Here is a 20,594-nt window from a genome sequence, read left to right on the forward strand (position 1 = left end):
GGCGCATGCAAGGCCGTTCGACGATTCGCGGCTGGATTCGGCCGTGTTTTCAAAGACTTGAAAGGCCAGGCCGGTGCAAGCGGCCACCCGTCGGCTTTTTTGCGACCGGGGTCGGAATACAAGCGCACCGGGTACAAGCGTACCGGGCCGCGGCCCGGTGCGCCGTCACTCGCTGCGCGTGCCGGTGAGCCGTGCGTCGAGCGCCGTCCTGAAGGCCGCGAGCGCCGACGGCTCCGCGTCGGTCACGGCCCACCACGTCATCCCGGCCGCGTCCCAGCGGTCGAGCGCATAGCCCTGCGACACGGTCGCGTACGGGGCCGCCGGCCCAACGCCTGCCGGCCGCACGTAGACGTCGATCACGTGCTGCCGGTAACGGTAGACGAGCACCGCGACGCGGCGCCGCCCGACGTAGTCGAGCCGGCCGCCGACCAGCGCGAAGCCGCTCGCCGCGAGATCCTCGACCGGCGGCGCATAGTCGAGCCGGCCGTTGAACCACGGCTTGACCGTATGCCGGTCGGTCGAGATCACGTCGATGTCGCGCGCCGACAGGTCGGCCCGCACGTGGCTCGCGACGAGTTCGTCGACCGTGCGGTCGGTGTCGGCGTGGTGCGCGGACAACGCCATCCCGGCCGCCGCGGCAAGCGCGACCAGCAGCGCGACGCCCCAGCCGAGCCCGGGCAGCGCGGCGACGCGCGGCCCCGGGCCCGCCGGCGCCGGGCGTGCCGATACACCGCCGCCCAGCCAGGTGAACCAGCGACGGCCACGCGGGCGCGGCTGCGATCGCGGCTCGGGCTCGGCCCGGGATTGCCCGCGGGCCCGCCCGTCCCCCGCTGCCGGCAGGCTCGCGAGGATGCTCGCCCGCAGCGCCTCCGGCGCGCGGTGATAGTCGGCCTGCCGCACGGCCTGCACCAGCGTGACGATCCGCGCGCGATCGCGGCGGCACGCGTCGCACCCTTCGACATGCTGCTGGACCCGCAACGCATCGGGCGCCGACAGCTCGCGGTCGACGTCCGCGTCCAGCAACGCTCGCGCTTCGTTACAGTCCATCGATAGCCTCCGATGCGGTTCCGCCTGCCGGCGTACGGCCCGGCCTGCCTTTGGCCGCCGGCTCGGGCTCGCCGCCCAGCAGCACGGCGAGCCTGCGACGGCCGCGCGCGAGCCGCGACATCACCGTGCCGACCGGCACGTCCGCGATCGCCGCGATCTCGCGGTAACTCAGGTCCTCCATCTCGCGCAGCACGAGCACCTCGCGGTATTCGGGCGGCAGCTTCGCGAGCGCCGCATTCACGAGCCGCACGTTCTCGCCGCGCAGCAACTGCGCGAGCGGATCCTCGGTCGCCGGCTGCCAGTCGTCGGGAACGTCGGTGTCGTCGAGCGTGTCGGGCAGCGCGACCTCGTGCGCGTGCGTACGGCGCCGCCACTCGGTGTACCAGGTGTGGCGCACGATCGTCAGCAGCCACGGCCGCGCGTTGTCGCCGCGACACGAATCGACGAAGCGCAGTGCGCGCATGCACGCGTCCTGGACGACGTCGTCCGCATCGCTGGCGTTGCCGCTCAGCCAGCGCGCGAGGTTGTACGCGGCATCGAGATGCGGCAGCACGAGGGTACGAAACCGCTCGCCGCGCACTATCGCATCGCCCTCCGCCCGCTCATCGACCGCCTGTCCGGCTTGCCCCACATGGCCTCCCTGGTCCCGGCGGCCGAAACCGCGCCCGTTCCGCGCATGGCGCCCGGACAGACCGGCAACGTGCGCGCTCGATGACCTTACCGTCGCTGCGTCGAGTTTATTCCCGCGCAACGCACATGAAGCGTAAAAAATCCATGGTCAGCCCTGTGGCCGGGCCGCCCGCCGCCGTTACGGCGTGGTGCTCCAGTAGCCGGGGCGCGCGTACGCGTCGCGCAGGTAGTCGATGAAATAGCGCACGCGCGCCGGCACGTAGCGCTGCTGCGGGTAGACCGCGAGGATGTCGTAGTCGGGCAGCGCATACTCGTCGAGCACGGTCTCGAGTTCGCCCGTTTCGAGTTGCGCGGCGATTTCCCATGTCGAGCGCCAGCCGAGCCCGAGGCCTTCGGCCACCCAGCGGTGCAGCAGTTCGCCGTCGTTGCAGTCGAGGTTGCCCGCGACGCGCATCGTCGCGATCTTGCCGTGGCGCTGGAAATACCAGCCGCGGTTCTGCCCGCCCTGCAGGTTGAACGCGAGGCAGTTGTGCTTCAGCAGGTCGTCGAGCGACTTCGGCCGGCCGTGCCGGCGGAAATAGTCGGGCGTGCCGCACACGACGCGCCGGTTCGACGCGAGCTTCACCGCGACGAAGTTCGGGTCGACGGCGCCGCCGATCCGGATCGACAGGTCGTAGCCTTCGCGCACGAGATCGACGACCCGGTCGGTCAGGTTGAACGACAGCTGCATCTCGGGCTTGTCGGCCAGGAAGCCCGGCGCGTGCGGCGCGACGTGCTTGCGCCCGAACGCGGCCGGCGCGGACACGATCAGGTGACCGCTGACCGCGCGCCGCCCGGCGGCCAGCTCGTTCTCGGCCTGGTCCCATTCGGACAGCAGCCCGCGGCAGCGTTCGAGGAACGCGGCGCCGTCCTCGCTGACCACCAGCCGCCGCGTCGAGCGGTACATCAGCTTCACGCCGAGGCGCTTCTCGAGCGCGTCGATGCGCCGCCCGAGCACCACCGGCGACACGCCCTCCTCGAGCGCCGCCGCCGCGAGGCTGCCGGCATCGGCAACCCGCACGAACGTCTCGATCTGCTTGAAGCGATCCATCTCCCGTCTCCGTTCCGACACCGGCGGGAAGCCCCGTCCGGCCGTCATTCCATACTTTTAGTTTCGAAATAAGCGACTCGAGCTGATCTTATCAAACCTTTCCTGCATCCCTACAGTGTCCCCAACAGACCGATTCGCACGATCCGCCACATTCAAGGAGACATTCATGGCCAAGATGAGAGCCGTCGACGCAGCAGTGCTCGTGCTCGAGAAGGAAGGCATCCAGACCGCGTTCGGCGTGCCGGGTGCAGCCATCAACCCGTTCTACTCCGCCATGCGCAAGTCGGGTGGCATCAGCCACGTGCTGGCTCGCCACGTCGAGGGCGCATCGCACATGGCCGAAGGCTTCACGCGTGCCGCCCCGGGCAACATCGGCGTATGCATCGGCACGTCGGGCCCCGCGGGCACCGACATGATCACCGGCCTGTACTCCGCATCGGCCGACTCGATTCCGATCCTCGCTATCACGGGCCAGGCACCGCGTGCGCGCCTGTACAAGGAAGACTTCCAGGCCGTCGACATCGAGTCGATCGCAAAGCCCGTCACCAAGTGGGCCGTCACCGTGCGCGAGCCGGCGCTCGTGCCGCGCGTGTTCCAGCAGGCGTTCCATCTGATGCGCTCGGGCCGTCCGGGCCCGGTGCTGGTCGACCTTCCGATCGACGTGCAGCTCGCCGAAATCGAGTTCGACATCGACACGTATGAACCGCTGCCGGTCTACAAGCCCGCGGCCACCCGCGCGCAGATCGAGAAGGCGCTCGCGATGCTCAACGACGCGGACAAGCCGCTGATCGTGTCGGGCGGCGGCGTGCTCAACGCCGCGGCCGAAGACTTGCTCGTCCGGTTCGCCGAAACGATCGGCGTACCGGTGATCCCGACGCTGATGTCGTGGGGCGCGATTCCGGACGACCACCCGCTGATGGCCGGCATGGTCGGCCTGCAGACGTCGCACCGCTACGGCAACGCGACGATGCTCGCGTCCGACTTCGTGCTCGGCATCGGCAACCGCTGGGCGAACCGCCACACGGGCAGCGTCGAGGTCTACACGAAGGGCCGCAAGTTCGTGCACGTCGACATCGAGCCGACGCAGATCGGCCGCGTGTTCGGCCCGGATCTCGGCATCGTGTCCGACGCCAAGGCCGCGCTGGAACTGTTCGTCGCCGTCGCGCAGGAATGGAAGGCGGCCGGCAAGCTGAAGGACCGCGGCGCATGGGTCGCGGAATGCCAGGAACGCAAGCGCACGCTGCAGCGCAAGACGCACTTCGACAACGTGCCGGTCAAGCCGCAGCGCGTGTACGAAGAGATGAACAAGGTGTTCGGCCGCGATACGTGCTACGTCAGCACGATCGGCCTGTCGCAGATCGCCGCCGCGCAGTTCCTGCACGTGTTCAAGGCTCGCAACTGGATCAACTGCGGCCAGGCCGGCCCGCTCGGCTGGACGATTCCCGCCGCGCTCGGCGTGCGTGCGGCCGACCCGAGCCGCCCGATCGTCGCGCTGTCCGGCGACTACGACTTCCAGTTCATGATCGAGGAGCTGGCGGCCGGCGCGCAATTCAAGCTGCCGTACGTGCACGTCGTCGTGAACAACTCGTACCTCGGGCTGATCCGCCAGGCACAGCGCGCGTTCGACATGGACTACTGCGTGCAGCTCGCGTTCGACAACGTGAACGCCCCGGAACTGAACGGCTATGGCGTCGACCACGTGACCGTTGCCGAAGGTCTCGGCTGCAAGGCGCTGCGCGTGTTCAAGCCGGAAGAGATCGAACCGGCGCTGCGGCAGGCGCAATCGCTCGCGGAAGAGTTCAGCGTGCCGGTGGTCGTCGAAGTGATCCTCGAGCGCGTGACGAACATCTCGATGGGCACCGAAATCGACGCGATCAACGAATTCGAGGATCTCGCCGAAAAGGCCGAGCACGCACCGACCGCAATCTCGATGCTCGACTGATCCGCAGGACATTTTTGACTGACCGACCGAAGAGGCTTAGCTCATGCCGAAGTTTGCTGCAAACCTGACCATGCTGTTCAACGAAGTGCCGTTCCTCGACCGCTTCAAGGCGGCCGCGGACGCGGGCTTCGACGCCGTCGAGTTCCTGTTCCCGTATCCCTACGCGAAAGAAGAACTCGCCGAGCGGCTCGAAACGCGCCGCCTGCGCCTCGTGCTGCACAACCTGCCCGCCGGCAACTGGGACCAGGGCGAGCGCGGCATCGCGTGCCTGCCCGATCGCGTCGGCGAGTTCCAGGAAGGTGTCGGCCGTGCGATCGAGTACGCGAAGGCACTGAAGGTGCCGCAACTGAACTGCCTCGTCGGCATCCCGTCGGCCAGCACCGCGCGCGACAAGACCTTCGTCACGATCGTCGACAACCTGCGCTTTGCGGCCGATGCGCTGAAGCGCGAAGGCATCCGCCTGCTCGTCGAGCCGTGCAACGGCTTCGACATCCCGGGCTTCGCGCTGAACCGCTCGGCCGAAGGGCTCGACGTGATCCGCGCGGTCGGCTCGGACAACCTGTTCCTGCAGTACGACATCTATCACATGCAGCGCATGGAAGGCGAACTGGCCGCGACGATCGAACGCAACCTCGCGTCGATCGGCCACGTCCAGCTCGCGGACAACCCGGGCCGCAACGAGCCGGGCACGGGCGAGATCAACTACGCGTTCCTGTTCGCACTGCTCGACCGGCTCGGCTACGACGGCTACGTCGGCTGCGAATACAAGCCTCGCACCACCACGACGGAAGGCCTCGGCTGGCTGCAAAGCGTCGCCGGCTGCGCACCGGGCTCGGCGCGCCGCGCCGCCTGAGATCCATCCTTCCCGCTTTCGCCCTATAGGAGACTTTCACATGGCAACCATCGGATTCATCGGCCTCGGCATCATGGGCGCGCACATGGCGCGCAACCTGCTCAAGGGCGATCATCAGCTCGTCGTGAACGGTGCGTTCCCGATCCCGGACGACCTGCGCGCGAGCGCCAAGGTCGTCGCGAACTCGACCGAAGTCGCGCAGAACGCGGACATCATCATCTCGATGGTGCCCGACACGCCCGACGTGCGTAACGTGCTGTTCGCCGACGACGGCGTCGCGAAGGGCCTGACGGCCGGCAAGCTCGTGATCGACATGAGCTCGATCTCGCCGCTCGACACGCAGGAATTCGCGAAGCAGATAAACGCGCTCGGCTGCGACTACCTCGACGCGCCGGTGTCCGGCGGCGAAGTCGGCGCACGCGAAGCGACGCTGACGATCATGGTCGGCGGTCCTGAACAGGCATTCGAGCGCGCCAGGCCGCTGTTCGAGAAGATGGGCAAGAACATCACGCTCGTCGGCGACAACGGCGCGGGCCAGACCTGCAAGGTCGCGAACCAGATCATCGTCGCACTGAACATCGAAGCCGTCGGCGAAGCGTTGCTGTTCGCCGCACGCTCGGGCGCCGATCCGGAGCGCGTTCGCCAGGCACTGATGGGCGGCTTCGCCGCCTCGCGCATCCTCGAAGTGCATGGCGCGCGGATGACGAAGCGCACGTTCGATCCAGGCTTCCGCATCGAGCTGCACCAGAAGGACCTGAACCTCGCGCTCGACGGCGCACGCAAGCTCGGCCTCGCCCTGCCGCATACCGCGAGCGCGCAGCAACTGTTCAGCGTGTGCGCATCGCACGGCGGCAAGGCATGGGATCACTCGGCACTCGTGCGCGCGCTCGAGATCATGTCGAACTTCGAGATCGGCCAGACGCCGGACGCGTAACGCGGACGCAAGAACGCGCGGTTCCGCTGCAATGGCGGACACGCGCGAAGAACACGCGCGATCCGGCCGCGGCCGGTCGCATCGATGCGCGACGCACGCGCGCATCACGGTGGGGCGCCCCGCCGCGCATCGCTAACGGCATGCGCGACGGGGCGAAAAACGCCGCTCTGGGCTGAGAGCGGCGTGGTGGGGTCCGCAGCGGCACCCGGCGGCGCCGGGGAAGCCTTGGTCGGTCAGACGTCGTCGTCGGGTGTCCGCCTGTCGGATTTCGCGTATTACATTTCTTTACGTTCAAGCTTGCGATTTTTCATGCAATCGTCGCGCTGAACGCCTACACTTTCGCCACGCCTTTCGAGAAAACCGCCGCGCTTGCGTTCACTCCGGTGAATGCGCCCAGCGCGGTGTTTTTTTCGCCACTTCACGGCGCGTTTTCTTTTCAACCACCTAGGGAGTGCAGCGATGGGTCTTCTTTCGTTTATCAAAGAGGCGGGTGAAAAACTGCTGGGTCACGCCGATGCGCAAGCAGCGGAAGATCCGAATGCCGCGAACCAGACCGCGGCCGATGCGATCAAGAACTACATCAACACGCAAGGTCTCGACACGTCGAACCTGACGGTCGCGTTCGACGGCGCATCGCGCACCGTCACGCTGTCGGGCAGCGTCGCCGATCTCGACACGAAGGCGAAGGTCAAGGTCGCGGCCGGCAACGTGCAAGGCGTCGCGGGCGTCAACGACGACGATCTGCAGCCGGACGATCCGGAAGTGCAATACCACGACGTGAAGCCGGGCGACACGCTGTCGGCGATCGCCAAGGAAGTGTATGGCGACGCGAACAAGTACCCGGCGATTTTCGAGGCGAACAAGCCGATGCTGTCGAGCCCGGACAAGATCTACCCGGGCCAGAAGCTCGTGATTCCGCCGCAGTCCTGAGCATTCGCTGCAGAATCGAAAAACGGAAAAGGCAGGCCATCTGGCCTGCCTTTTTCTTTGGCGACGCCGCGCCGCACGAGCGGCGGGCGGACATCGGTCAGAACGTATCGAATACGCGCTGCAGTTCGTCGCCCGCCCGGATGCCGTTCGCCAGCGCGAGCATCAGCAGCACGCGCGCCTTGAACGGATTCAGCGAGCCCGCGCTGACGAAGCCGAGCACATCGTCGTTGGCCGCGCCGTTGCGCATCACATGCCCCGAGCCGACGCGCGACGCACGGACCACGGCAACGCCCGCGTTCACCGCATCGGCGAGCGCCGCCTGCAGCGTCGCATGGATCGACCCGTTGCCGGTACCGGCCACGACGAGCCCGCGCACGCCAGCCGCCACCAGCGCATCGACAGTCGTGCGCGTCACGCCCGCGTAGCTCGTGACGACTTCGACCGGCGGCCACGCGCCGGCGATCGCCAGTTGCGCATCGCGCGAGCGCGTGACGCGGCGCGCGAATTCGACGCGGCCGTCCTGCACCCAGCCGAGTGCGCCGAGTTCCGGCGACTGGAATGCGTCGACCGCATAGGTGCTCGTCTTCACGACGTCGCGCGCGCCGTGGATCCGGTTGTTGAACGCGACCAGCACGCCCTGCCCGCGCGCGGCCGGATGCGCGGCCACCGTCACCGCGTTCAGCAGGTTCAGCGGGCCGTCGGACGACAGCGCGGTCGCCGGCCGCATCGCGGCCGTCAGCACGACCGGCTTGTCGCCCTTCACGACCAGGTGAAGTGCATACGCGGTTTCCTCGAGCGTGTCGGTGCCGTGCGTGATCACGATGCCGTCGATCGCCGGATCGGCCATCAGCGCGTCGATCCGCGCGGCGAGCGTGTTCCACAGCGGCAGCGCGAGATCCTTGCTGTCGATGCTGGCGATCTGCTCGGCGTCGATGCGCGCGACCGACGCGAGCGCCGGCACCGCGTCGACCAGGAAATTGACGCCGAGCGCGCCGGCCTGGTAGCCGGCCGTGCTGGCCGCGTCGGGCGCGGCACCGGCGATCGTGCCGCCGGTGGCGAGCACGGCGATGCGCGGCAGGGCCGCCGCGGACGGGGGGGATGCAGGATTCGGAGTATTCATGGCCGCGATTGTAATGGCTCGAGGCCGGGATCCGGCAGGTTCCGGCGCCATGGCCGATGCCGGCCGCCGTGTGTCATGGTTTGTCCCGATCGCGCGGTGGCGCGCGTCGTCAACGGCCGCGGCGCCCGCAACGTTATAGGAAGTGCCGTTTAGGTGTTTTCACATTGATTTGCCATAATCGGAGCGCGCGGTGCGATGCGGCCCTATCCTCATCGCGACGTGCATCGTGACGGCGTCGATAACACGCAATTCACCCCATGGGAGTGTCGAAATGAAAATCCAATCGCTCGTAGCCGCGGTGCTTCTCGGCGGCATGCTGGCTTCCCCCGCGTTCGCGGCGAACAGCCAGCAGGACAAGATGAAGGCCTGCAACACCCAGGCAGCCGGCAAGACAGGCGACGAACGCAAGGCGTTCATGAAGGACTGCCTGTCGGCAAAGCCCGCGAAGGCGATGACGCAGCAGGAAAAGATGAAGGCCTGCAACACGCAGGCCACCGGCAAGAAGGGCGACGACCGCAAGGCGTTCATGAAGAGCTGCCTGAGCAGCCAGCCGGCCGCCTGAGTTCCGGCGCTCCCGCCTCGAATGCCGCGCACCGCTTCTGCGGGCGCGGCATTTTTGTTTTCGTTGCATGCGCATCGACGCGTACGCACCTGAAGCGCGTGCAGCACGTGTTTCGCACCTCGACCTGCCGCGCGCGTTGCGCCGCCGTCGTTCGACCGCCCGCCTCCGCCCGTCCCGCTTTCCGGGCCCGCCGTACCGGCGCCGACACATGGTGCGGCAATTCGCCGCGTTTTCTTCTATGATGGCTGCAACGCGGCCCACCCAAGTACAAGAAGCGCCATCGGGCCGCCCTCGAGACAGACGCGCACGCGCGTCAAACGGAGGCATGGATGGCATGGAGACAACACCGCTGGTTCCGCCGCTGGCTGATCGTGATCGTGTTCTGGGCCGTGCCCGTCGCGATCGTCGCCGTGCGCGAGATCCGCGAGGAAATGGCCTACAACAAGGCGGACCTGCAGCTCGCGCTGACCACCTGGCAGCTCACCGACGCGCAGCAGGCAGCCGGCGCCGCCGCGAAGTGCCACGGGGATCCTGACGAGGCGCGCGCGGCCGGCTGCCCGGCCGACGTGCTCGCCGCCAACGCGCCGCGCCAGCAGGCGGCTCGCGACGAATACGTGGTGCGCCGCAATACGCTCGCAGGCTATTTGTGGCACGCGTTCGTCGGCTACTGGGTCGTACCGGCCGCGTTCCTGTTCGCCTGCGGCGTCGTGATCGCACTGATCCGCCGCGCGCTGCGCCGCCCGCCGATCAAGCCGCCCGTCCCGCCGGTCACACACTGACACGCCCGCAAACGCCGTCGCCGTCCAATCTACGTCGTGTTCTCCGCATGCCGCCGCGACGCGGGACGCGTCGGCGCGCGTGCGCCGATCCGTCCGTTGGCGCGCCGCGACACCGCCAACGCGATTTGACGCTCTTTCATGCGCGAACGAAAAGGAGTTGTAATCCGCTGTGATATAACTGCCGACGTGATCCGCTCCTTGAGCGAGACTCACTCCGAACGTCATCCGATGGAGAAGAACGATGCAAAAACGGAATCTTGTGCTGAAAGCGGCCGCTGCGCTCATCGTCGGTAGCCTCGCGCTCACCGGTTGCACCACCACCCCGGACAAGCCGGACAACGCCGCGACCAACGCATCGAAGCGCCAGGCGATCGACGCGAGTGTCGATGGGACGCTGTCGCGCCTGTATTCCACGGTCAAGGGTTCGCGTGAACTCGCCGCGAAATCGCGCGGCGTGCTGGTCTTCCCTGACGTGCTCCAGGCCGGCTTCATCGTCGGCGGCCAATCCGGCAACGGTGCGCTGCGCGTCGGCGGCAGCACGGTCGGCTACTACAACACGTCGTCGCTGTCGGTCGGCCTGCAAGCCGGTGCGCAATCGAAGGCGATCGTGTTCCTGTTCATGACGCAGCAAGCGCTCGACGAATTCCGCGGCTCGGACGGCTGGGCAGCCGGCGCCGGCGCATCGGTCGCGCTCGTGAAGATGGGCGCGAACGGCGCGATCGACACGACCACGGCCACCGCACCGGTCCAGGTCGTCGTGCTGACGAACGCGGGCCTGATGGGCGACGTGTCGATCAACGGCACGAAGGTCACGAAGCTCAAGATCTGACGCTCGCACACCGCCCCGTGCGCACCGCGCGCGGGCCATGCGCAAACGGCGATGTCCTCGCGGGCATCGCCGTTTTTTTATCCGCCCGCGCCCTGCGTCAGGTCGTCGAGTCGATCACCTTGAAGCGCGAGCGCTTCTGCGCGCGGATCACCGACTGGTAGACGTCGACGTACTGCTGCGCCATCCGGCGCGACGTGAAGCGCTCCTCGAAGCGCCGCCGCACGCGCGCACGCGGCAGCAGGTGCAGCCGGTTCACGGCGGCCACCGCGCTGATTTCATCCTCGACGATGAAACCCGACACCCCCTCGTCCAGCACCTCGGGCACCGCGCCGCGATTGAACGCGATCACCGGCGTGCCGCACGACATCGCCTCGATCATCACGAGGCCGAACGGCTCCGGCCAGTCGATCGGGAACAGCAGCGCATGTGCGCCCGACAGGAATTCGGCCTTCTGGTGATCGGCGATCTCGCCGATGTATTCGACGTGCGGCAACGCGAAGAGCGGCTTGATCTCGCGGTCGAAATATTCCTGGTCGGCCGCATCGATCTTCGCGGCGATCCGGATCGGCAGCCCGCACTGGCGTGCGATGCTGATCGCCGTGTCGACGCGCTTCTCCGGCGAGATGCGGCCGAGGAACGCGAGATAGCGCGGCTCGACGGGCTGCGGCATGTACAGCGTATCGGGCAACCCGTGGTAGACAGTCGTCAGCCATTTCGCCTGCGGCAGCGGCTGGCGCTGCGAATTCGAGATCGAGATCACCGGCGCCGTGTTGAACGTGTCGAATACCGGCTGCTGCTCGGGCAGGTCGAGCCGGCCGTGCAGCGTCGTCACGTAAGGCGTTTCCTGCCGGTTGAAGACCGAGAACGAGTAGTAGTCCATGTGGAAATGGAGCACGTCGAAGTCCTTCGCGCGGCGCGCGACCGTCTCCATCAGCAGCATGTGCGGCGCGACGCGGTCGCGGATCGACGTGTCGAGCCGCAGCGCGCGCGGCCAGACCGGCTCGAGCTTCGCCCGTGTCGTCGAGTCGCCGCTCGCGAACAGCGTCACATCATGGCCGAGATCGACGAGCGCCTCGGTGATGTAGGACACGACGCGCTCCGTGCCGCCGTACAGCTTCGGCGGCACGGATTCGGTCAGCGGGGCGATCTGGGCAATTCTCATGGTCCACGTCTCCTGTGTCCTGTCCCGTGCTGCGCGGCTGGCGGGAGTGTGCGTCGTTCGCGCCCCCGCCCCGTGCAGCGCTGGCCGGCATGGCGCCAGCCGGATATCCCGTCATTATTCGCGATCCCGATGCCCGGAACCGCCTGTCTTGCATTTTATGGGCGTTGTTACAGACAGGATACATTCATCCGGTCCGGCCCGATCGCACCGCATCGGGCACAGTCGGACCATACACCCGATCCGGGCGCCGATTGCGGCCAAGCGCACGCCGCCGTGCCCGTCAACGCGGCGGCCACTTCCACGCCGGCAGGTCGCGCGTGTCCGCATCGACGAGCGCGGTCGCGCCGAGTTGTTTGTCGAGCACCAGCGATTCGCAGCCGGCCTCGCGCTCGAGCGTCGCGATGAGCCGCGCCGCATGCGACACGACCAGCACCTGCGAGCGCCGCGCGGCCTGCGCGATCAGGCGGCCGAGCGCCGGCAGCAGGTCGGGATGCAGGCTCGTCTCCGGTTCGTTCAGCACCATCAGCGCCGGCGGCCGCGGCGTCAGCAGCGCGGCCGCGAGCAGCAGGTAGCGCAGCGTGCCGTCGGACAGCTCGGCCGCCGCGAGCGGCCGCAGCAGCCCCGGCTGGCGCATCAGCACGTCGAAGCGGCCGCGGCCGCCCGGATTGTCGATCTCGACCGACACGCCGGGAAACGCGTCGTCGAGCGCCGCATCGAGTGCCGCGCCGTCGCCGATTTCGCGGATCGTCTGCAGCGCGGCGGCAAGGTCGGCACCGTCGTCCGCCAGCACCGGCGTATGGGTGCCGATGTGCGACTGCCGTGCCGGCGCCTGCGCATCGGTCCGGAAATGGTCGTAGAAGCGCCACGAGCGGATCCGCTCGCGCACCGCGATCATCTCGGGCGCGCCGGTCGGATCGGCGAACTCGGTCATCATGCTGTCGAAGCTCGCGACCTGCTGCGGAATCGTCTGCCAGTCGCCCGATGCGGTGCGTGCGCGGATCTGCGCCCCCTGCCGGTCGACCAGCAGCGTCGACGGGCGCGGCAGCGCGCCGCCCCAGATGCATTCGCGCTTGACCACCGGATCGAGCGCGAACTGCGAGTTGCTCCGGACCGGCAGGCCGAGATCGATCGAATAACCGAAATCGTCGCACGCGAAGCCGAGCTTCAGGCTCACCGGCTCCTTGCGCACCGTGCCCGTTACCGGCTCGTCGCCGTTCAGCATCGCCCGCGAAAAGCGCTCGGGGCCGGCCCACAGCGCCGACGGCAGCCCGCCCTCGCGCGCGAGCGACGGGATTACGCGGCCCTGCGCGGTGTCGGCGAGCAGCCGCAGTGCGCGGTACACGCTCGACTTGCCGCTGCCGTTCGGCCCCGTGACGACGTTGAGCGCCGCGAGTGGCACGATCAGCTCGCGCAGCGAGCGGTAATTGGCGATGGCGAGCGTGTTCAGCGCGGTCATGACAATGAATGGCGGGCAGGCACCGGGCCGCGTTCAGCGGCCTTCGACGGCCTGCGGATCGGCTGCGGTGTTGGCCGCCGTGCTGGCGGCAGGCGCCCGCGCGTGCGGCCGTTCGGGATTCGGCGCGTCCGGCGCGGAATCATGCGGATACAGTTCCATCCGGCTGCGCGGCAGGCATTGCGGATAGCGGTCCTGCAGGTACGCGATCAACCCTTCGCGCACGCGGCAGCGCAGATCCCAGCACGACGACGAATCGGCCGCGCTGACGAGCGCGCGCAACTGCATCGTGCGCTCCGTCGCATCGGTCACCTGCAGCACCTGCACGCGGCCGTCCCACTCGGGCGCCGCGTGGACGAGCCGCGCGAGCTCCTCGCGCAGCGGCGCGAGCGGCGTGCGGTAATCGACCGACAGGTAGACCGTGCCGATGATTTCCGCGCTGTTGCGCGTCCAGTTCGTGAACGGGTTCTCGATGATCCACTGCAGCGGCACGACGAGGCGCCGCTGGTCCCACAACCGTACCGACACGAACGAACCGGTGATTTCCTCGATGCGCCCCCACTCGCCCTGGATCACGACCACGTCGTCGAGCCGGATCGGCTGCGTGAGCGCGATCTGCAGCCCGGCAATCAGGTTGCCGAGCACCGGCCGCGCGGCGATACCGGCGACCAGGCCCGCGACGCCGGCCGACGCCAGCAGGCTCGCGCCCACCTGGCGCACGTTCGGGAACGTCATCAGCGCGGCGCCGGTGCCGATGATCACGATCAGCACCATCACGGTCCGCACGAGCACCTTGGCCTGCGTATGGATGCGCCGCGCCTGGAGGTTGTCGGCCGTATCGAGCGGATGCGCCTGGATGATCGCGTCGCCGACGCCCGCCGCGAGCCGCACCAGCAGCCACGTGAGCGACACGATGGAGCCGACCGCCGCCGCGGTGCGCATGCCGCGCACGAACGACATGCCGTCGTCGGCCTGGACCCACAGGAATTCGAGCGCCAGCAGTGCGAGCACGACGAGCGACGGCTTGTCGATGTAGCGCAGGATCGCACTCATCAGCGGATACGGCTGCGCGATGCGCTTGACGATGCGTGCGCCGAGACGGTGCACGATCGTGACGACGAGTACGACGATGACCGACACGGCCAGCGTGCCGAGCCACGAATGCAGCGGCGCATCGGCGATGCGCTGCAGTTCCTCGATTGAAATCATCGGCGCCCGGGATGCTTCGGTTATGAGGCGCGCACGCCTCGTCCTGGATGCGTCGGCGACGTCCGGGCAACGCTCGCGCCCGGACACGGCGTCAGATCAGTTGCCGCCCCTGCAGGGAAACGCCTTGCCGAGGCCGAGCGACACCGCGGTGCTCGCGTTGTAGTCGGCCAGCTTCGGATTTTCCGCGATGTACTTGCGCACCGCATCGGTCATCTGCTGCGCCCGGATGTCGGGCGGCAGGCAGAAATACTGGCCGACACGCGGCCCCGTGGTGCCGCCGATCGCGTCGATGGTGTTGTAGACGCCGTCGGCGGCGCCTTCGATGTAGGCCGCGCACGACGCCCGCGACTTGACGTCCGTCTTCGCGCACAGCCGGTCGAGATCCGCGCCCGTGAAAGCCGCCGCCGACAACGGCACGGCAAACGCCGCGGCACAAAACATTGCGCGCAACATGGTGTTCCTTATGTCAATGCGGCCCGAGACCGCCTGCTGCGTTGGCCGGCGCGACGCCGGACATCCTTCTCCGGCCGGAATCCGTCCGGCCGGTCGCGCACCGCCGTGCTGGCCGGTGCACCGAAAACCGTCATTTTGCACTCTTTTGCGTATCTGCCGGCGCCGACGCACCGATACGCACCGTCCGCTTGCTCAGGATGTCGATCGCGTCCGGCGCCTTGTAATGCTTCGCGAACTCGAGCGCGGTGATGCCGAGCTGGTTCTTCACCTGCGGATCGGCACCCTGGTCGAGCAGCAGCGTGACCGTCGACGCATGGTTGCCGCGCGCGGCCATCATCAGCGGCGTCGTGCCGTTCGGCGAAGCCGTGTCGATATATGCGTCGTGGTCGAGCAGCACCTTGACGACCGCGTCCTGGCCGTTGGTCGCCGCGTAGTGCAGCGGCGCCCAGCCCTTCTTGCTGACTTCCGCGCCCTTGTCGATCAGCAGCTTGACGAGGCCGACGTCGCCGTTCAGCGACGCGAGCATCAGCGCGTTCTCGCCGGCCTTGTCTTCCTTCTCGAGGTCGACGTTCGGCGTCGCGGCGAGCGCTGCCGCGACCTTGTCGGATTTCTCGCGCGCGGCGATCACCAGCAGCGGGTCGCCGTTCGGCGCGAGCGTGTTCGGATCGAGGCCGTTCTTGAGCTGCTTGCCGATGTCGGCGATGTCGTCGAACTTGACCGCCTTGACGATCGCGTCGAGCGACTCGGCATGCGCGCCGGCTGCAGCGAACAGGCCGCTCGCGACCAGCGCGGCGGCGACGAGTGCGCGTTTGGTCAGATGGTTGGTCGGCTTCGTCATTGTTGTGGGCTCCTTCCCTGGGTTGTCGGCTGCGCGCGTCGTTAGCGGGCGATCTTGAACAGCCGGAAAAAGTTCTGCGTCGTCGCATCGGCCAGCGCCTCGACGGCGATCCCGCGCTCGGATGCGATAAAGCGTCCGACATGGCTGACGTACGCAGGTTCATTCGGCTTGCCGCGATACGGCACCGGCGCGAGGTACGGCGAGTCGGTCTCGATCAGCAGCCGGTCGAGCGGCACGCGCCGCGCGACGTCCTGCACGTCGGTCGCGTTCTTGAACGTGACGATGCCCGACAGCGAGATATGGAAGTTCTGCGCGAGCGCCTGCTCGGCGACGGGCCAGGGCTCGGTGAAGCAGTGCATCACGCCGCCCGGCACGTCCGCGCGCTCCTCGGCCATGATCCGCAGCGTGTCCTCCGACGACGACCGCGTGTGGACGATCAGCGGCTTCATCGTCGCGGTCGCCGCGCGGATGTGCGTGCGAAAGCGTTCGCGCTGCCATTCCATGTCGGCGATCGAGCGGCCCTCGAGACGGTAGTAGTCGAGGCCCGTTTCGCCGATCGCGACGACCTTCGGGTGCGCGGCCAGCTCGACGAGTTCCGCGAGGGTCGGCTCGCGCGCGTCCTCGTGATCGGGATGCACGCCGACCGACGCGTAGACGTTGTCGTACGCGTCCGCGATCGCGAGGACTTCGGGCAGCGTCTCGAAATCGACGGACACGCACAGCGCGTGCGTGACGTCGTGCTCGCGCATGTTCTCGAGAACGGCCGGCAGGCGGTCGGCCAAGCCCTTGAAATTGATGTGGCAGTGAGAGTCGACGAACATCGTGTTTCCTGAATACGTAAGGCGGGCGCTCAAGCGCTCGCCGGCGTGCGGCAGCGGGCGGCGTTCGCAGGCCGGCCGGCCACGGTCGCGTCGCCGAGTAAGCCGCGCATCGTTTCGCAACCCATCAGAAACAATGCCGGGTCACGCGAACATTTCCCGATACCCGAGAAACAATTCCTCGAATACGAGCCGCGCGTTCAGCGGATGGTTCTCGACCGTCCGCTGCCGCGTCACGGCCTTCATGAAGCGCGCGAACGCGTTCGCGTCGACCGATTCCGCGCAGCGCGCGAGCGCCGCCGCGTGCATCGGGAAGTAGCGCGGCGCGCCCGCCATCCGCTGCGCGAGCAGATCGTACAGCCAGCGCTGCAGCCAGCCGAGCACCAGCGGCACCGGCAGCTTCTGCAGCGTCTCGCCGCACGCGAACGGGTCGCATGCCGCACCGGCCGCGAGCTGCCCGAGCGTGTAGTCGCGCAGCGGGCGGTTCTCGTCGCTCGCGAGCGCCAGCGCGGCGAGCGGCGCGCCGCCGGCTTCGGCGAGCAGCGCGCTCGCATGGTCGACGCCCTGCGCCGCGAGCCAGGCCGCGGCCGCGTCGGGCGTCGGCACGGTCATCGGCCACTGCCGACAGCGGCTGATGATCGTCGGCAACAGGCGGTCGATGCGCGCCGACGCGAGCAGGAACACGACGCCGGACGGCGGTTCCTCCAGCGTTTTCAGCAGCGCGTTCGACGCGGCGACGTTGAGCGCCTCGGCCGGATACAGCACGACGACGCGCGCGCCGCCGCGGTGCGAGCCGACCCCGCAGAAGTCGAGCAGCGCGCGCACCTGCTCGATCTTGATTTCCTTGCTCGGCGCGCGCGTCTTCTTGCCGCCTTCGTCCGCGTCGGCCGGCTTCGCGTCGTCAGCGGCGCCCGGCGCTTCGCCGGCCAGCACCTCGGGCAGCACGATCCGGTAGTCCGGGTGGTTGCCCTGCGAGAACCAGGTGCAGGCCGCGCAGGTGCCGCACGGCTCGCCGTTCGGCAGCGGCGATTCGCACAGGAAGCCCTGCGCGAGATGCTGCGCGAACTGCAGCTTGCCGATCCCGGCCTGGCCGTGCAGCAGCAGCGCATGCGGCCATTGCGCGCGCAGTTGCTGCAGGCGGTTCCAGTCGTCGGTCTGCCACGGATAGATCATGTGGTGCGTTCCTTGCGGGTTACAGCGCGGCGAGCACGCGTTCGAGCTGCTGCCGGATCTCGGGAATCGACTGCGTCGCGTCGACGATCGCGAAGCGGTGCGGCGCCTCTTCCGCGCGCCGCAGGTACTCGCCGCGCGTGCGTGCGAAGAACGCGTCGGACTCGCTTTCGAACTTGTCGGGCATCCGAGCCGCGCCGCGGCGCTCGCTCGCGACCTGCGGCGCGACGTCGAACAGCACCGTGAGGTCGGGCTGGAAACCGCCCTGCACCCAGCGCTCGAGCGTCTCGAGCTTGTCGCGCGGCAGCCCGCGACCGCCGCCCTGGTACGCGAACGTCGCGTCGGTGAAGCGATCGGAGACGACCCAGTCGCCGCGCGCGAGCGCCGGCTCGATCACGAGCGCAAGATGCTCGCGGCGCGCGGCGAACATCAGCAGCGCTTCCGTCTCGAGATCCATCGGCTGGTTCAGCAGGATCTCGCGCAGTTTCTCGCCGAGCTGCGTGCCGCCAGGCTCGCGGGTGACGACGACCTGCCGGCCGGCCGCGGCCAGCTTGCCCTGGAGGCGTTCGCAGAACCATTGCAGGTGGGTGGTCTTCCCCGCCCCGTCGATGCCCTCGAACGTGATGAATTTACCGCTCGCCATTATTGACCTCGTATGTACTTGTCCACGGCCTTGTTGTGGTCGCCGAGGGTATCCGAGAACACGCTCGTGCCGTCGCCCTTCGCGACGAAATAGAGCGCGCTCGTCTGTGCCGGATTGATCGCCGCCTGCAGTGCGGCGACGCCCGGCAACGCAATCGGCGTCGGCGGCAGGCCGCGTCGCGTGTAGGTATTGTAAGGAGTGTCGGCCTGCAGGTCGCGCTTGCGCAAGCGGCCGTCGTACGCGTCGCCGAGCCCGTAGATCACCGACGGATCGGTCTGCAGCGGCATGCCGATGCGCAACCGGTTCGCGAACACGGCCGCGACGAACGCGCGGTCGGCCGCGTGGCCCGTTTCCTTCTCGACGATCGACGCGATCGTCAGCATTTCGTAAGACGACTTGTACGGCAGCCCCGGCGCGCGCGCGGCCCAGGCCTCGTCGAGGCGAGTCTGCATCAGGTGGTACGCGCGCCGATAGATGTTCAGGTCGCTCGTGCCCTTGTCGAACAGGTAGGTATCCGGGAAGAACAGCCCCTCGCCGCTGCCGCGCTGCACCGCGCTGTCCGACGCGCCGATCGCGCGCAGCAGCTCGGCGTCGCTCATGCCGGCCGTCGCGTGCGCAAGGTCGGGATTCGTGTCGAGTTCCGCGCGCATCCGCTTGAAGGTCCAGCCTTCGATGACCGTCGCGACGTACTCGTTCACGTCGCCGCGCGCGATCTTCTGCAGGACTTCATAAGGCGTGATGCCCGTCTTGAATTCGTAGTTGCCGGACTTGAGCCGGCTCGACAGCCCGAGCACGCGCGTCATCGCGACGAAACCGAACGGCTCGACCGGCACGCCGCCGCGCTTGAGCTGCAGCGCGACGCTCTTCACGCTGCTGCGCGGCTTGATCGTGACGTCGAGCGATGTCGAACCCAGCAGCAACGGCCGGGTTGCCCAGTAATACCCGCCGCCCGCGCCGGCAGCGGCCACAACGACGGCCAGCGCCACGATCGTCGCGGCGCATTTCTTCAGTAGGGACATGGAAACGTGACTCAGGTAAGACCCATATAATACTTGCTCGCCTCCGTCAAAGTCAGGGTTGACTGTTCCCTCATTCCATGAGCACACCGTTCGCTTCACCGGCTGCCCAGGCCGCATCCGCCTCGCTCCCCGTTTTCCCCCGCCCGTCCGCCGCCGATTTCGATGCGCCGGGCGCCTGCATGCCGCTGCCGCAGTTCGGCGTGATCGACGTGGCCGGCGACGACGCCGCGACGTTCCTGCACAGCCAGCTGACCAACGACATCGAGCATCTCGATGCCGCGAGCGCGCGGCTGTCCGGCTATTGCTCGCCGAAGGGGCGCCTCCTCGGGTCGTTCCTCGCATGGCGTGCCGGCCACGGCGTGCGCCTGCTGGTGTCGAAGGACGTGCAGCCCGCCGTGCAGAAGCGGCTGTCGATGTTCGTGCTGCGCGCAAAGGCGAAGCTCACGGATGCGAGCGACGCGCTCGCGGTGGTCGGTTTCGCGGGCGACGTGCGCCACGCGCTGTCGGGCATCTTCGATGCGCTGCCGGACGGTGTGCACGTGAAGGTCGACGGGCCGGCCGGCACGCTGATTCGCGTGCCCGATGCGGCCGGCCGCAAGCGCTATCTGTGGATCGGCCCGCGCGCGGAAGTCGAGGCACGCATCGCCGCGCTCGCCGGCACGCTGCCGGTCGTGTCGCCGGCCGTGTGGGACTGGCTCGACGTTCGCGCGGGCGAGCCGCGCATCACGCAGCCGGCCGTCGAACAGTTCGTGCCGCAGATGGTCAACTTCGACGTGATCGGCGCCGTTAACTTCCGCAAGGGGTGCTACCCGGGCCAGGAAGTCGTCGCGCGCAGCCAGTACCGCGGCACCATCAAGCGCCGCACCGCGCTCGCGCATGTCGCCGGCGAGACCGATACCGTGCATGCCGGCGTCGAGCTGTTCCACAGCGACGATCCCGGCCAGCCGTGCGGGATGATCGTCAACGCGGCGGCCGCACCCGCGGGCGGCGTCGACGCGCTCGTCGAGATCAAGCTCGCCGCGCTCGACAGCGGCACCGTGCACGTCGGTTCGACCGACGGCCCGGCGCTCGCGTTCGACGCGCTCCCGTACGCGTGGCCGACGGAAGCGTGAC

The 20,594-nt window shown here is 68.2% G+C and carries 21 protein-coding genes; 8 read left to right on the forward strand and 13 right to left on the reverse strand.

The window, feature by feature from the left end:
* Nucleotides 1-165: 165 nt before the first annotated feature.
* The 3 genes from GD429_RS14335 to GD429_RS14345 form a co-directional block, all read right to left on the reverse strand.
* Nucleotides 166-1,047 (reverse strand): anti-sigma factor family protein, encoded by an 882-nt coding sequence (locus GD429_RS14335; protein ID WP_152857502.1) that lies wholly within the window; start codon nt 1,045-1,047, stop codon nt 166-168.
* The gene (locus GD429_RS14340; protein WP_321574607.1) at nt 1,037-1,678 is read right to left on the reverse strand and encodes an RNA polymerase sigma factor; all 642 of its coding nucleotides are present in this window, start codon (nt 1,676-1,678) and stop codon (nt 1,037-1,039) included. The genes GD429_RS14335 and GD429_RS14340 overlap by 11 nt, the downstream gene beginning before the upstream one ends.
* Nucleotides 1,679-1,855: 177 nt before the next feature.
* Complete coding sequence (locus GD429_RS14345) at nt 1,856-2,767, reverse strand: LysR family transcriptional regulator (RefSeq protein ID WP_152857503.1); 912 nt, start codon at nt 2,765-2,767, stop codon at nt 1,856-1,858.
* Between the two features lie 166 nt (nt 2,768-2,933).
* Between GD429_RS14345 and gcl the strand changes: the two genes are divergently transcribed.
* From gcl to lysM, 4 genes are all read left to right on the forward strand, one after another.
* Complete coding sequence (gcl, locus tag GD429_RS14350; RefSeq protein ID WP_152857504.1) at nt 2,934-4,709, forward strand: glyoxylate carboligase; 1,776 nt, start codon at nt 2,934-2,936, stop codon at nt 4,707-4,709.
* Between the two features lie 43 nt (nt 4,710-4,752).
* Nucleotides 4,753-5,562, forward strand: a complete 810-nt coding sequence (gene hyi, locus GD429_RS14355) for a hydroxypyruvate isomerase (RefSeq protein ID WP_152857505.1) — start codon at nt 4,753-4,755, stop codon at nt 5,560-5,562.
* 25 nt (nt 5,563-5,587) lie between these two features.
* Nucleotides 5,588-6,496 carry a 2-hydroxy-3-oxopropionate reductase gene (locus GD429_RS14360; RefSeq protein ID WP_321574618.1) on the forward strand — a complete coding sequence of 303 codons (909 nt, stop codon included), beginning with the start codon at nt 5,588-5,590 and terminating at the stop codon, nt 6,494-6,496.
* A 459-nt stretch (nt 6,497-6,955) separates the two neighbouring features.
* On the forward strand, nt 6,956-7,426 hold the full coding sequence (gene lysM / locus GD429_RS14365) for a peptidoglycan-binding protein LysM (RefSeq protein ID WP_152857507.1): 471 nt from the start codon (nt 6,956-6,958) through the stop codon (nt 7,424-7,426).
* A 97-nt stretch (nt 7,427-7,523) separates the two neighbouring features.
* Here lysM and GD429_RS14370 read toward each other — a convergent pair whose 3' ends face one another.
* Complete coding sequence (locus GD429_RS14370; protein WP_152857508.1) at nt 7,524-8,546, reverse strand: asparaginase; 1,023 nt, start codon at nt 8,544-8,546, stop codon at nt 7,524-7,526.
* A 271-nt stretch (nt 8,547-8,817) separates the two neighbouring features.
* Between GD429_RS14370 and GD429_RS14375 the strand changes: the two genes are divergently transcribed.
* The 3 genes from GD429_RS14375 (at nt 8,818) to GD429_RS14385 (ending at nt 10,716) form a co-directional block, all read left to right on the forward strand.
* Nucleotides 8,818-9,108 (forward strand): PsiF family protein, encoded by a 291-nt coding sequence (locus tag GD429_RS14375; protein WP_034181226.1) that lies wholly within the window; start codon nt 8,818-8,820, stop codon nt 9,106-9,108.
* A 329-nt stretch (nt 9,109-9,437) separates the two neighbouring features.
* Nucleotides 9,438-9,887: a hypothetical protein gene (locus tag GD429_RS14380; RefSeq protein WP_050013249.1), complete on the forward strand. Its 450-nt coding sequence runs from the start codon at nt 9,438-9,440 to the stop codon at nt 9,885-9,887.
* Between the two features lie 241 nt (nt 9,888-10,128).
* Nucleotides 10,129-10,716 carry a YSC84-related protein gene (locus GD429_RS14385; RefSeq protein ID WP_152857509.1) on the forward strand — a complete coding sequence of 196 codons (588 nt, stop codon included), beginning with the start codon at nt 10,129-10,131 and terminating at the stop codon, nt 10,714-10,716.
* 97 nt (nt 10,717-10,813) lie between these two features.
* Here the strand turns inward: GD429_RS14385 and GD429_RS14390 are convergent, their stop codons facing one another.
* The 9 genes from GD429_RS14390 to mltG all read right to left on the reverse strand — a co-directional run bounded on the left by GD429_RS14390 (nt 10,814) and on the right by mltG (nt 19,481).
* Complete coding sequence (locus GD429_RS14390) at nt 10,814-11,878, reverse strand: glycosyltransferase family 4 protein (RefSeq protein ID WP_152857510.1); 1,065 nt, start codon at nt 11,876-11,878, stop codon at nt 10,814-10,816.
* Nucleotides 11,879-12,158: 280 nt separating this feature from the next.
* Nucleotides 12,159-13,334: an AAA family ATPase gene (locus GD429_RS14395; protein ID WP_152857511.1), complete on the reverse strand. Its 1,176-nt coding sequence runs from the start codon at nt 13,332-13,334 to the stop codon at nt 12,159-12,161.
* A 33-nt stretch (nt 13,335-13,367) separates the two neighbouring features.
* The gene (locus GD429_RS14400; protein ID WP_152857512.1) at nt 13,368-14,540 is read right to left on the reverse strand and encodes a mechanosensitive ion channel family protein; all 1,173 of its coding nucleotides are present in this window, start codon (nt 14,538-14,540) and stop codon (nt 13,368-13,370) included.
* 96 nt (nt 14,541-14,636) lie between these two features.
* Nucleotides 14,637-14,993, reverse strand: coding sequence for a Rap1a/Tai family immunity protein (locus GD429_RS14405; RefSeq protein ID WP_011885036.1), 357 nt, complete (start codon nt 14,991-14,993; stop codon nt 14,637-14,639).
* A 130-nt stretch (nt 14,994-15,123) separates the two neighbouring features.
* Complete coding sequence (locus GD429_RS14410; RefSeq protein WP_152857513.1) at nt 15,124-15,831, reverse strand: ankyrin repeat domain-containing protein; 708 nt, start codon at nt 15,829-15,831, stop codon at nt 15,124-15,126.
* Between the two features lie 41 nt (nt 15,832-15,872).
* Nucleotides 15,873-16,652, reverse strand: a complete 780-nt coding sequence (locus tag GD429_RS14415; protein ID WP_152857514.1) for a TatD family hydrolase — start codon at nt 16,650-16,652, stop codon at nt 15,873-15,875.
* A 141-nt stretch (nt 16,653-16,793) separates the two neighbouring features.
* Nucleotides 16,794-17,822 (reverse strand): DNA polymerase III subunit delta', encoded by a 1,029-nt coding sequence (locus GD429_RS14420; RefSeq protein ID WP_152857515.1) that lies wholly within the window; start codon nt 17,820-17,822, stop codon nt 16,794-16,796.
* Between the two features lie 19 nt (nt 17,823-17,841).
* Nucleotides 17,842-18,462 (reverse strand): dTMP kinase, encoded by a 621-nt coding sequence (gene tmk, locus GD429_RS14425; protein ID WP_047900899.1) that lies wholly within the window; start codon nt 18,460-18,462, stop codon nt 17,842-17,844.
* On the reverse strand, nt 18,462-19,481 hold the full coding sequence (gene mltG, locus GD429_RS14430; RefSeq protein ID WP_152857516.1) for an endolytic transglycosylase MltG: 1,020 nt from the start codon (nt 19,479-19,481) through the stop codon (nt 18,462-18,464). Before mltG ends, tmk begins: the two co-directional genes overlap by 1 nt.
* A 77-nt stretch (nt 19,482-19,558) precedes the next feature.
* On the opposite strand from mltG, the gene GD429_RS14435 reads away from it, so the two are divergent.
* A complete protein-coding gene (locus GD429_RS14435; protein WP_152857517.1) occupies nt 19,559-20,593 on the forward strand; it encodes a YgfZ/GcvT domain-containing protein in 1,035 nt (344 codons plus the stop codon).
* Nucleotide 20,594 lies beyond the last annotated feature (1 nt).

This window comes from Burkholderia sp. BE17 (assembly GCF_009362305.1).
Lineage (GTDB): Bacteria > Pseudomonadota > Gammaproteobacteria > Burkholderiales > Burkholderiaceae > Burkholderia > Burkholderia pyrrocinia_C.